Source organism: Pseudomonas migulae NBRC 103157 (assembly GCF_002091715.1).
GTDB lineage: Bacteria > Pseudomonadota > Gammaproteobacteria > Pseudomonadales > Pseudomonadaceae > Aquipseudomonas > Aquipseudomonas migulae_A.
Map to the genome: position 1 here is coordinate 1 of NZ_BDAG01000076.1, position 11,917 is coordinate 11,917.

Below are 11,917 nucleotides of genomic sequence, written 5' to 3' on the forward strand. Positions count from 1 at the left end.
CCCCCCCGTTACCGCGAAAACGGATATGTACACTTAAGTACGCATCCCCCGCCCACTCACCAACAACCGCGCACACCCGATATACAACACCACCGTCGCCACCAGCATGAACGTAATCGCCACACTGATCCGGATATCCGAAACCCCAAGAATCCCGTACCGGAACGCATTGACCATATGCAACACCGGGTTTGCCAACGACACCGTCTGCCAAAACGGCGGCAACAACGAGATCGAGTAAAACACCCCGCCCAGGTAAGTCAGCGGCGTCAGCACAAACGTCGGAATGATCGAAATATCATCAAAGTTGCGCGCAAACACCGCATTGATGAAACCCAGCAGCGAGAAGATCGTCGCCGTCAGCACCACCACCAGAATGGTCACGCCCAGGTGATGCACCTGCAATTGAGTGAAGAACAGTGACAACAGCGTCACGATGAGCCCGACCATCAACCCGCGCAGCACGCCGCCCAGGGTGTAGCCGATCAGAATCGTGTGCGGCGACACCGGCGACACCATCAACTCTTCGATGGAACGCTGGAACTTGCTGCCGAAGAAACTCGACACCACGTTGCCATAAGAGTTGGTGATCACCGACATCATGATCAGCCCCGGCACGATGTATTCCATGTAGGTGAAACCACCCATGTCACCGATCTGCCGGCCAATCAGATTACCGAAAATCACGAAGTACAGAACCATCGTGATCGCCGGCGGCAGCAGTGTCTGCGGCCAGATCCGGGTGAAGCGCTTGACCTCACGGTAAACGATGGTATTGAGGGCGACGAGGTTAGGTTGCAGCTCCGAACTCATACCGCCACCTTCGACAGATTTTTCTCCACCAGGGACACGAACAACTCCTCGAGGCGATTGGTTTTGTTACGCAGGCTCAGCACTTCGATGTTTTGCTGCGCCAATTGGGTGAACAACGCAGTGATGCCCATGGACTTGTCGACCTGGACCTCAAGGGTATGACCGTCGAGCAACCGGGTCGGGTAACCCAGCAACTGCGGCGCAACGCTCAGCGTGTTTTTCGTGTCGAGCAGGAAGGTTTCCACATGCAGCTGGCCGAGCAGCTGTTTCATGCTGGTGTTCTCGACGATGGTGCCGTGATCGATGATGCCGATATTGCGGCACAACTGCTCAGCCTCTTCCAGATAGTGCGTGGTGAGAATGATGGTGATGCCTTTCTGGTTCAGCTCTGTCAGGAACGTCCACATCGAACGACGCAGTTCGATATCCACCCCCGCCGTCGGTTCGTCGAGGATCAGCAGGCGCGGTTCGTGAACCAGTGCGCGGGCGATCATCAGCCGACGCTTCATCCCGCCGGACAACGAACGCGAGGGCACATCGCGCTTGTCCCACAGACCGAGCTGGGTCAGGTACTGCTCGGCGCGTTCCTTGGCGATTTTCGGCGGGATGCCGTAGTAACCCGCCTGAGTCACGACGATGTCGAAGGTTTTTTCGAACTGATTGAAGTTGAATTCCTGGGGCACCACGCCGATGCAACGCTTGAGCGCCGCCGGCTCCTTGTCCAGGTCATGACCGAAGACGTTCACCGTGCCGCTGGTCTTGTTCACCAGGGTCGAGAGAATGCCGATGGTCGTGGATTTGCCGGCGCCGTTCGGGCCGAGCAAGGCGAAAAAGTCACCTTCGGCGACGTCCAGATCGATACCACTCAGGGCCTGGAAACCGTTGCCGTAGGTTTTGGTTAGCTGCCGGATGGACAGAGCGGAACTCATATCGGATTTATGCACCAAGAAGGGAAGAAAGGGATCAATGAGGGCGGGCGGCGAACAATACAACCGCGGCACATGAGCGCAATGGTGCTTGTCGCCGCCACACAAGTACAGTCAAGTGTGTCGATAGTGAGTATTAAGTCAACGCGGTCATGACGGCTTTCCTGTACGCCGGGCGCTGCTTCAGTCGTGCATACCAGGCTTGCAGATGAGGTTGCGGCGCACGCTCGATCGGCATCTCGAACCAGGCATAGATGAAGCTGCCGAGGGGGATGTCACCCATGCCGATTTCATCGCCGGACAAATACGGTTTGGCCGCCAGTGCCTGATCGGCCATCGCCAGCAAACCCTCGCACTCTTTGATCGCGGCGTTGATTGACGGCCAGTCCTGCTGGTCTTCCGGCGTGCGCAAGACTCCCCAGAACACAGTGCGAAACGGGCCGGCAAAACTTGAAGTGGTCCAGTCCATCCATTTGTCGGCTGTAGCGCGCGCTTGCAGGTTTTCCGGGTACCAGGCAGTGCCGCTGGCGTGGAGGGCCATCAGGTAACGCACGATGGCGTTGGATTCCCACAGCACGAAGCCGTCGTCCTCAATGACCGGTACGCGGCCGTTGGGATTCATTGCGCGGTACTCCGGCGTGTCGACGACTCCAAAGGCACCGCCCGCATCGATGGCCTCATAGGCCAGGCCCAGTTCCTCGGCGGCCCACAAAGGTTTTCTGACATTCGACGAGTTTTTCCGACCCCAGATCTTCAGCATGACCGCCTCTTTATGGATGAATGCGCAGGCAGCATACGCCGGATCAGGCGCGACTCAAATCGCTCTGCATGTCACCCAACAGCGGCGGCAGTTGTTCGCTGAACAGATGCGGGTAGCACTTTTCCAGGTGTTCGAAAAAGAACGTTTCCGGCACGTCGGTGAACTGGCCGTGGTCGATCAGGTATTCCATCAATTGCTCGCCGTCGCGATTGAAAGGGTGGAAAACACTGTCGTTGATCCCGTCGAATTCCAGCGGTGCAACGTTGAACAGTTCGCAGAGTTTCTGGTTGAACGCCGGTGTGGCTTTGACCCAGCGATCGTTCAGGTACAGCTCTGTATAACCATGCATGGCGAACACGTCGCTCTTGAGCAATTCCAGCAAACGCGGGGTCGACAAATGATTGCGCACATCCGCCAGACCGATCCGCGCGGGAATCCCGCAATACCGGGCCGCGCCGGCCAGCAATGTGGCTTTGGGCACGCAATAACTTTCCCCGGCCGCCAGCGCATAACTGCCGCGCAAGGTGTCTGGATCGCGGCTGAACGTATAGGGGTTGTAACGCACGGCCTCGCGTACCGCGTAATAAAGATTGATCGCCTGCTCGAGCGGGTCGCGGTGACTGCCACGATGTTTTTCGGCGAACTCCACCACCGACGGGTGGTCACTATCGATGAAGCGGCCGGGACGCAGATACTCGTGCATGAGAATAATCTCCTGAGGAAGCCACGAGTCTAACGACAGGTTCAGCACAGAGATAACGACGTTTCGGCCAAACATGGACGCTTAGCCGCCCGCCCAACAAACGATCTGGCCGGTACCAACCGGTCCTGCGAAGCTCGTCGAAGTTTCCCACGATTTCAATCACATCGCTCTGACCACCCTGTTTTGCGGATGCCGTCTAAGCTCTGAAGGTTGTTTTTGCCCTTGTTTCACGGAGGATTAAATATGCTGCTGTTGTGGATACTGGTTCTGGTTGTCGGGATTGCGTATTTAGCCCACCGCCGTATCGCCCCGCTGCCCGCCCTGTGCATCGTTGCCGTTTATGTGGTGGCGATGGGCGCCTTCAGTCGCGCACCAGGCGGGTTGCTTCTGGTGCTGTGGGTGCTGATCGCGGCTGTCGCGGCGCCTTTGTTGCTGCCCGACCTGCGCCGTAAATACTTCAGCGCGCCGCTGTTCAGCTGGTTCCAGAAAACCCTGCCGCCGATGTCGCAAACCGAGCGCGATGCCATCGACGCCGGCACGGTGTGGTGGGACGGTGAACTGTTCAGCGGCCGGCCGGACTGGGACAAACTGCTGTCCTACCCGAAAGCTCAATTGACCGAAGAGGAACAGGCCTTCATCGATGGCCCGACCGACGAACTCTGCGCGATGGTCAGCGACTGGCAGATCGGGCAAGACATGGACCTGCCTGCCGAAGCCTGGGCCCACATCAAGGAAAACGGCTTCTTCGCTCTGATCATTCCCAAGGAATACGGCGGCAAGGGCTTTTCTGCCTATGCCCACTCCCAGGTGGCCATGAAACTGGCGACCCGCAGCGGTGACCTCGCGTCCACCGTGATGGTCCCCAACTCCCTCGGCCCGGCCGAGTTGTTGCTGCATTACGGCACCGACGAACAACGCAACCATTACCTGCCACGCCTGGCACGCGGCGATGACATTCCGTGCTTTGCCTTGACCGGGCCACTGGCCGGCTCCGATGCCGGCTCGATGCCCGACACCGGGGTCATCTGCAAAGGCGAATGGGAAGGCAAGGAAACCCTCGGCCTGCGGCTGAACTGGGAAAAGCGTTACATCACGCTCGGGCCGGTCGCCACCCTCCTCGGCCTGGCGTTCAAGGCGTATGACCCGGATCACCTGCTGGGCGATGAAGAAGACTTGGGCATCAGCCTGGCGCTGATCCCGACCGACACTGCCGGTGTTGAAATCGGCCGTCGCCATCTGCCATTGGGCGCTGCGTTCATGAACGGCCCGAACTCCGGCAAGGACGTGTTCATTCCACTGGACTTCCTCATCGGCGGCCAGGACATGCTCGGCAAAGGCTGGATGATGCTGATGAACTGCCTGTCGGTCGGGCGCTCGATTTCGTTGCCTGCCGTCGGCACCGGCGCGGCCAAGTTCACCAGCCTGGTGACCGGCCAGTACGCGCAGATTCGCGAGCAGTTCAACGTGCCGTTGTCGGCGTTCGAGGGTATTCAGGAAGCCATGGCCCGTATCGGCGGCAACGCCTGGATGATGGACGCGGCGCGGATGCTCACTGCCAACGCAGTGGACCTCGGTGAAAAACCTTCGGTGCTGTCGGCGATTCTCAAGTATCACCTCACCGAACGCGGCCGCGAGTGCATCAGCCACGCCATGGACGTTCATGGCGGCAAGGCGATCATCATGGGGCCGAACAATTACCTCGGTCGCAGCTGGAATGGCGCGCCGATCTTCATCACCGTGGAAGGTGCGAACATCCTCTCGCGCAACCTGATGATCTTCGGCCAGGGGGCGATTCGCTGCCATCCCTTCGTCCTGAAAGAAATGGCCCTCGCCGGTCGTGAAGACAAGGATCAGGCGCTCACCGAGTTCGATGGCCTGCTGCTCAAACACATCGGCTTTGCCGTGAGCAATGCTGCCAGCACACTGGTGCTGAACCTTGGATTCGGTCACTTCGAACATGCACCGGGAGACAAGCTCAGCCAGGGTTACTTCCGTGCGCTCAACCGTCAGGCGGCTGCGTTCGCCATGCTCGCCGACTTGAGCATGATGCTGCTCGGCGGTGAACTGAAACGTCGTGAACGCCTGTCGGCGCGTCTGGGGGATGTGCTCAGCAACCTGTACCTCGCTTCCGCCGCGCTCAAGCGTTATCACGACCTTGATTCACCCGGGCACATGGCGCCACTGTTCAACTGGGCCATGGAAGAAAGCCTGGGTCAGTCGGAACGTGCGCTGGATGAATTGCTCACCAACTTCCCGAACAAGGTGCTGGGTTGCCTGCTGCGGGTGATCGTGTTTCCATTCGGTCGCCGGCACAAAGGGCCATCGGACAAACTCGGTGCCGAAGTGGCCGCGGTGATAGGACGGGCCAAAGGCGATCCAACCCTCGAGGAGTTGCTGGGTGGTTGCTTCCGTCCGCAATCGGCCGATGACGCCGTGGGCGCCCTGCAACACGCCTGCGACTTGCTGGAGGCGACGCAGGCCGTGCGGAAAAAACTGCAGGTGGCGCTCAAAAGCGGTCAGGTCAAACCGGTTGCCGGGGAAAACGTCATCGATGCCGCGCTGGAAGCCGGGGTGTTGCAGCCGGCGGAAGCGCAGAAACTGCGTGATGCCGAAGTGGCGCGGCGCAAGGTGATCGATGTCGATGATTTCGACAAAGAAGAGCTGACGCTGGCGGCAGGAAAAGTCCGCTGATCCAGCCAGTCATGTAAAAAGGTGCGCGGGAGCTTTATACTCCCGCGCCCGTTTTGCTCTTGAGGACTTATCTCGTGTCCAACGTCGTTGCCGATCATCTCGTCTTGCTTGACCACTTGCGCAGCATCCTGGTCGCCGTGGGTGAGGCCGAACAGGTTCCCGAAGAAAGCCATGCCTTGTTCCTGGAGCGCTTCGATGAACTGCGTGCGTTACTGCCGGTCGACCCGATCGAAAGCCAATACCTGGGCCAGGACATTCTGTGCCAGGTGATCACCCGTTACCCGCAAATCGCCCACCTGGTCCCGCGCGACCTGTTGTGGTACTTCGCCGGTGACTGCCTGCATTACATGCCCGATGATGAAATCGACTTGTATCAGGCGCTGGAAGAACGTCGCTTCGAAGCTGAACAGAACGATGAACCGTTTGACTGGAATCAGGAAAAACAGCTGCTGGCGATGTCGAACGATGACAGCAAGCACTGATTACTGATCAGAAATGCAAAAGGCCCGCATGATTATTCATGCGGGCCTTTTTTATGGCATTGCCAAGTGATGTGGCGGTTGTAACGCCGCCTTCGCGAACAAGCCCGCTCCCACATTCGATCGGCGGCGTTCACACATCAAATGTGCGAGCGGGCTTGCTCGCGAAGGGGCCAGTCAAAGCAACCCATCACTCTCGGGCAACTCATACTCCGCCGCAACCTTACCCAGCGCACCGGGCTTCCCTGGCTTGCTCAGCGTCGGCTCCTTCTCCAGACACTCCACCAGATAATCGATCAACACCCGCAGCTTCGGCGGCAGATAACGGGTCGGCGAATGCAGCAGCCATGCACCGCCGTGGTACGACGCCAGAAACGTCCAGTCCGGCAGCACCTGCACAATCAGCCCCTGTTCCAGCGCATAACGCGCCGTGAAGTACGGCAAACTGCCAATCCCGATGTGCTGCAACACCGCCCCCAATCGCACACCGGTGTGATTGGCGGCATAACGCCCGCGCACACCGACGGTGACAGCCTTGGTGCCTTTCTTGAATTTCCATCGCGCATCGCTCGGCGTTTCGCCCAGGTAAATGCAGCTGTGATTGAGCAAGTCGTGGGGATGAGTCGGCGTGCCGTGCTCGGCGAGGTACTGCGGCGTTGCGCAGAGCAAATGGTCGATGGTCAGCAATTGCCGTCCCACCAGCCCGGCCGGAGGACGGTCGGTAATGCGAATCGCCAGATCGACGTTGTCATCGATCAAATCCACCTGACGGTCTTCGAGTAACAGCTCCACATCCACTTTGGGATAACGCCGCAGAAATTCCGGCATATGCGGATGAATCACGAATCGTCCTACGGCTTTGGGCACGCTGACTCGCACCAGCCCTTCCGCCTCATGGGTGAACTGGCCACTGATTTCCATCACTGATTTGGCCGCGCTCACCATCTCCTGGCAGCGCTTGAATACTTCCTCGCCACCGTCGCTCAGCCGCAGCTTGCGCGTGGTGCGTTGCAGCAGGCGTGTGGCGAGCGCCTTCTCCAGACGCGAAATGCTGCGACTGACGGCCGAAGGTGAAGAGCCCAATTGACGCGCCGCTTCGGAGAAGCTTCCGGTCTCGACAACTTTGACAAAAATCGCCATTTCACCCAGCAACGGCAGTGGAAGATTTGTGCTCACGGTGCAACAGTCCTTTGATGTTTGAACGGATTATCACGCAATTCCACGATTCATATAATAAAAAACAGGATCTTTAATGAGGACATGGAATATGACGCTTCGCCTCTTTTTCCATAGTGATGACCTCAAGGCCAACGTGGAAGTACTGGAATGCACGCCTCACGAGAACGAGTTCGCCGTGGAGCTGCGCGCAACACTGTTTCACCCTCAGGGCGGCGGACAGCCGTTTGACACCGGCTGGATAGGCGAAAGCCAAGTGCTGCGTGTGGTGCAGGACCCGGACCGGATCATCCATTTCGTCGATCGCCCGGTAAATCCCGGCATGATCCAGATTCGCGTCGATGAGCCACGTCGTCAGTTCAATACGCGGATGCATTCCGCTGGCCATCTGATCGGCCATTTCGTACAAGCCATGGGCTGGATGCCGATCAAGGCTCATCACTGGCCGGGCGAAGGACGCGTGCAGTTCAAACCGACGGACTCCGCACAGGAAGTCGATGCCCCAACCGTCGGGTTCGGCATTGAACAGTGGATCGCCCATGACCTGCCGCGCCTGACATCGCTGCGCGAAGGCGCCCGGGAAATCGGTTTCGGTGAGCTGCCCGCCTACGGCTGTGGCGGCACCCATGTACGTAGCCTGAAGGATTTGGGCACGGTCACGATCGCTTCCGTTTCGCAGAAGAAAGGAACGCTGTCAGTCCACTACAGCGTGGATTGAGCAAGTAGGCGATGCCGATTCCGGCCTCGCCTTGCGCCGGGGAGCCTGCACTCGCGGGTTCCGTTGACTATCCGATAGATGGACCTTAACCATGATGCTTGACGTCGAGCGTCTCGATGAGACGTGCATAAAAAAACTGGCCAACGAAGAAGTCCTCGCCATCCGGGTCAAAGGCTTCCTGCCCCCGCCGCTGGCGATTCAGATCGGCGACAAGATTCTCGCACCCGGCTTTGAAGGCTATATCAACGCGCCGAGCATCGGTCGAATCGGCATGGCGTTTTATGAAGCGGAAAACCAGCCACTGCTGATCGAGGATTATTTCGAGCGCGCCACGCGCAACATCGCGGAATTACGCAATCGTTGCGCGCCCTATTCGTCCCCGGTCGACACCTTGCGTTGCATGCTCGATGAGTCCTGGCCCGCGGGTGCACATCTGGAAAACCTCTACGGTCGCAAGATGTATGTCGGACTGTCCCGGGTGGTGAAACCGGGCGTGTGTTTTCTGGCCCACCACGACATTTTCGCCAAGGACGCCCCGGACAGTTTTCAGGCGAAAAGCCTCGATGCGCAGTTCGCCTGCAATGTGTACCTCAACATGCCCACCGAGGGCGGCGCTCTGCAGATGTGGGACCACGACATTTCCCCGAACCAGTTCGACGAAATGCGCGGCGACAGTTACGGCATCGATCCCGCGCTGCTCGGCACTCCAGCCCTGGAAGTCTGTCCGGAGCCTGGTGATTTCATCATGTTCAATTCGCGCTGCATGCACTCGGTGACACCGGGTGTGGCCGATCCGCGCTTGAGCCTTTCATTCTTTGTCGGCTATCGCGGCAATGCTTCACCCCTTACGTTCTGGAGTTGAGATGCAGTATTCGAATTACCTGGGCGAGTTCCTGGCGCTGGCGACGATCCACTTCCTGGCCGTAGTCGCCCCAGGGCCGGACTTTGCGGTCACCATCCGCCAGAGCGTGCGTTTCGGTCGAGGGGTGGGGATTTGTACGGCGCTGGGCATCGGTGCGGGCATTTCCGTGCATGTGCTTTACACCCTGCTCGGCGTCGGCGCATTGATGCACACCACGCCCTGGCTGTTGACGGTGGCCAAGGTCGTGGGCGGCGCCTACATCCTGTACCTCGGCGTCAGCCTGTTGCGCAGCCAACCCAAATCGGTACTGGAGGGTGAAAAGGAAGCGGATGAACCGATGGTCAAGCAAACGCTGCTGAAGGCGTTCACCACCGGGTTCCTGACGAATGCCACCAATCCCAAGGCCACGCTGTTTTTCCTGGCGATCTTCACCACCCTCATCAGCGCCACGACGCCGCTCAACATTCAGGCGCTCTACGGCGTCTGGATGTGCTTCGTGAACGCGTTGTGGTTTGTGATCGTCGCGCTGTTCTTCTCCAGCAACCGGGTCCGCGTGCTATTCATGCGCATGGGGCACTGGTTTGAACGCACCATGGGGGTGATTCTGATTCTGTTCGCGGGGCGCCTGATCCTGTCGATGTAAAATAGCGCCCATGAAAAAGGCCCGCTCAGTCTGACTGTCGGGCCTTTTTGCTGGCTCGGATACAAATCACGCGCAAACAAAAACGCCGCTCAATGAGCGGCGTTTTTGTGAATTTGGAGCGGGAAACGAGACTCGAACTCGCGACCCCGACCTTGGCAAGGTCGTGCTCTACCAACTGAGCTATTCCCGCAAATGGCGTCCCCTAGGGGACTCGAACCCCTGTTACCGCCGTGAAAGGGCGGTGTCCTAGGCCACTAGACGAAGGGGACACGCTGCCCGGAACACATGGTGTGTGTTTCGGTGCCCAGAGCCGCATCCGAAGACTTGGTTCTGGTTTCACTCAGCCCTGCCCGAAAGCAACGCTGTTTAAAATTGGAGCGGGAAACGAGACTCGAACTCGCGACCCCGACCTTGGCAAGGTCGTGCTCTACCAACTGAGCTATTCCCGCATATTGGCGTCCCCTAGGGGACTCGAACCCCTGTTACCGCCGTGAAAGGGCGGTGTCCTAGGCCACTAGACGAAGGGGACACACGTACAACATTCACTCCCTACCGCGTTTCGCTGTGTGCTTTACGCTGTAAGTGGCGCGCATTCTATGGATGGATTGAGGGGTCGTCAACCCCCAGATATAAATTTATTTAAATCAATGACTTCGCCCTGCTTTGAGCGGTGAATACGGCTTTTTGGTCGCCCGGTGTTTGACGCCTATATTCTGACACCCGCCAAGACGTTATAGTCCACCCACGTAGCAGATGATGGCAATGTGCACCTCACACGCTATTACTTATATAAGCAGCGTTGCGGTCGATACAGACTGAAGGATGTTCGATCCAACCCGTCGAGCGGCCCTATGCGCTCCCATGCCAAGCCACTACACTCGCACGCGAATCCCATAAAGAGGTCTTACCGGTGACACCACTCATGATCACCCTGCTAGTCGTAGCCGGGATCGCACTATTGATCGCCATTGGGTACATGAACCATGTGGTGGAAAACAATAAACTGGAAAGGGCCCGCACCAAGGTTGAACTCAACGACCGACTGCGTCGCTGCGGCGAAATCACCGAGACTTTTCCTGGCCAGTTGATGACACCAGCTCTCAAGCTGCTGCTGACCCGTCTGGAACTGAACGTCTGCCAGCGCCTGTTGAACCTCGAAAAATCCAGCGCCAACCTCAAGGTGCGAATCAGTGAACTGAACACCCTGGTTGGCCAGGGCGAGTCGATCCCGATCAACAACCCGCCGGCACCGATACAGACCGAAGCCAAAGCCAAGGACGTACGCTTCCTGCTCGAAGCCCTGCACGGCCAGATCACCCGCGCGGCACAGGATGGCTTCCTGCCGACCAACGAAGCCAAACGCTGGATCCGCGAAGTTCGCCACATCCTGGTCCTGCTGCACATCGAGTTCTTCAACAACCTCGGCCAGCACTCCCTGCAACAGAACCAGCCTGGCCAGGCTCGCCTGGCATTCGAACGCGGCGTGCAGTACCTGCGTAAACAGCAGGAACCTCAGATCTACGCCGAACAGCTCGAATACCTGGAAAAACTCCTGGCCCGTGCAAACGCACAAGTCATGGACAACATTGCGCCAGTTGAAGGCGAAGTAAACCAGTTGACCGAAGGCCTCAAAGACGTCGAGGCGGATGCGGACTGGAAGAAGAAAGTGATTTACGACTGATCAGCACCGTTGAGAAGAAACCACCTGAAAAGGTGGTTTTTTTTTGCGCTGAGTTTGATGGGCAATTAACTCCGAAAAAATGGTCGGCTGTCAGGCCGCCATCGCCAGCAAGCCGGCTCCTACAAGGTCAGCGTATGTCGGCGAGAACAGGTTGGCTGGCAGACCGTCTTCGCGAGCAAGCCCGCTCCCACAAGATCAGCGTGTATCTGAGAGAACAGGTCGGCTGGCAGGTCGCCATCGCCAGCAAGCCGGCGCCTGCGAGGTCTGCGTATGTCGGCGAGGATAGGTTGGTTGGCAGGGCGCCATCGCCAGCAAGCCGGCTCCTACGAGGTCAGCGTGTATCCGCGAGAACAGGTTGGCTGGCAGGGCGCCATCGCTAGCAAGCCGGTTCCTACGAGGTCAGCGTGTATCCGCGAGAATAGGTTGGTTGGAAGGCCGCCATCGCCAGCAAGCCGGCTCCTACGA

Annotated in this window: 11 protein-coding genes and 4 tRNA genes; 6 read left to right on the top strand and 9 right to left on the bottom strand. The window is 58.5% G+C overall.

The window, feature by feature from the left end:
* Nucleotides 1-33: 33 nt before the first annotated feature.
* The 4 genes from PMI01S_RS30170 to PMI01S_RS30185 all read right to left on the bottom strand — a co-directional run bounded on the left by PMI01S_RS30170 (nucleotide 34) and on the right by PMI01S_RS30185 (nucleotide 3,202).
* Nucleotides 34-813: an ABC transporter permease gene (locus PMI01S_RS30170; RefSeq protein ID WP_008152390.1), complete on the bottom strand. Its 780-nt coding sequence runs from the start codon at nucleotides 811-813 to the stop codon at nucleotides 34-36.
* Nucleotides 810-1,742: an ABC transporter ATP-binding protein gene (locus PMI01S_RS30175; protein ID WP_084323828.1), complete on the bottom strand. Its 933-nt coding sequence runs from the start codon at nucleotides 1,740-1,742 to the stop codon at nucleotides 810-812. Before PMI01S_RS30175 ends, PMI01S_RS30170 begins: the two co-directional genes overlap by 4 nt.
* A 133-nt stretch (nucleotides 1,743-1,875) precedes the next feature.
* Entirely contained in the window at nucleotides 1,876-2,499 is a 624-nt protein-coding gene (locus PMI01S_RS30180) for a glutathione S-transferase family protein (protein WP_084323829.1), read from the bottom strand.
* A 43-nt stretch (nucleotides 2,500-2,542) separates the two neighbouring features.
* Nucleotides 2,543-3,202: a transglutaminase-like domain-containing protein gene (locus PMI01S_RS30185; protein WP_084323830.1), complete on the bottom strand. Its 660-nt coding sequence runs from the start codon at nucleotides 3,200-3,202 to the stop codon at nucleotides 2,543-2,545.
* Nucleotides 3,203-3,445: 243 nt separating this feature from the next.
* Between PMI01S_RS30185 and PMI01S_RS30190 the strand changes: the two genes are divergently transcribed.
* Nucleotides 3,446-5,893, top strand: coding sequence for an acyl-CoA dehydrogenase (locus PMI01S_RS30190; RefSeq protein ID WP_084323831.1), 2,448 nt, complete (start codon nucleotides 3,446-3,448; stop codon nucleotides 5,891-5,893).
* A 74-nt stretch (nucleotides 5,894-5,967) separates the two neighbouring features.
* On the top strand, nucleotides 5,968-6,375 hold the full coding sequence (locus tag PMI01S_RS30195; protein ID WP_027924016.1) for a PA2817 family protein: 408 nt from the start codon (nucleotides 5,968-5,970) through the stop codon (nucleotides 6,373-6,375).
* A gap of 174 nt (nucleotides 6,376-6,549) precedes the next feature.
* On the opposite strand, the gene PMI01S_RS30200 is transcribed toward PMI01S_RS30195, so the two are convergent.
* Nucleotides 6,550-7,548 carry a LysR family transcriptional regulator gene (locus PMI01S_RS30200; RefSeq protein ID WP_017340137.1) on the bottom strand — a complete coding sequence of 333 codons (999 nt, stop codon included), beginning with the start codon at nucleotides 7,546-7,548 and terminating at the stop codon, nucleotides 6,550-6,552.
* Nucleotides 7,549-7,639: 91 nt separating this feature from the next.
* Between PMI01S_RS30200 and PMI01S_RS30205 the strand changes: the two genes are divergently transcribed.
* The 3 genes from PMI01S_RS30205 to PMI01S_RS30215 all read left to right on the top strand — a co-directional run bounded on the left by PMI01S_RS30205 (nucleotide 7,640) and on the right by PMI01S_RS30215 (nucleotide 9,771).
* Nucleotides 7,640-8,266 (top strand): alanyl-tRNA editing protein, encoded by a 627-nt coding sequence (locus PMI01S_RS30205; protein WP_084323832.1) that lies wholly within the window; start codon nucleotides 7,640-7,642, stop codon nucleotides 8,264-8,266.
* Nucleotides 8,267-8,357: 91 nt separating this feature from the next.
* Nucleotides 8,358-9,128, top strand: coding sequence for a 2OG-Fe(II) oxygenase (locus PMI01S_RS30210; protein ID WP_084323833.1), 771 nt, complete (start codon nucleotides 8,358-8,360; stop codon nucleotides 9,126-9,128).
* Between the two features lies 1 nt (nucleotide 9,129).
* Nucleotides 9,130-9,771 (top strand): LysE family translocator, encoded by a 642-nt coding sequence (locus tag PMI01S_RS30215; protein WP_084323834.1) that lies wholly within the window; start codon nucleotides 9,130-9,132, stop codon nucleotides 9,769-9,771.
* A 114-nt stretch (nucleotides 9,772-9,885) separates the two neighbouring features.
* Here PMI01S_RS30215 and PMI01S_RS30220 read toward each other — a convergent pair.
* From PMI01S_RS30220 to PMI01S_RS30235, 4 genes are all read right to left on the bottom strand, one after another.
* Nucleotides 9,886-9,961 (bottom strand) — tRNA-Gly (locus PMI01S_RS30220).
* A 3-nt stretch (nucleotides 9,962-9,964) separates the two neighbouring features.
* Nucleotides 9,965-10,040 (bottom strand) — tRNA-Glu (locus PMI01S_RS30225).
* A gap of 104 nt (nucleotides 10,041-10,144) precedes the next feature.
* A tRNA-Gly gene (locus tag PMI01S_RS30230) sits at nucleotides 10,145-10,220 on the bottom strand.
* Between the two features lie 4 nt (nucleotides 10,221-10,224).
* Nucleotides 10,225-10,300: transfer RNA gene (locus tag PMI01S_RS30235), tRNA-Glu, on the bottom strand.
* A gap of 393 nt (nucleotides 10,301-10,693) precedes the next feature.
* Between PMI01S_RS30235 and PMI01S_RS30240 the strand changes: the two genes are divergently transcribed.
* Nucleotides 10,694-11,452, top strand: coding sequence for a hypothetical protein (locus PMI01S_RS30240; RefSeq protein ID WP_174602694.1), 759 nt, complete (start codon nucleotides 10,694-10,696; stop codon nucleotides 11,450-11,452).
* Nucleotides 11,453-11,917: the final 465 nt, after the last annotated feature.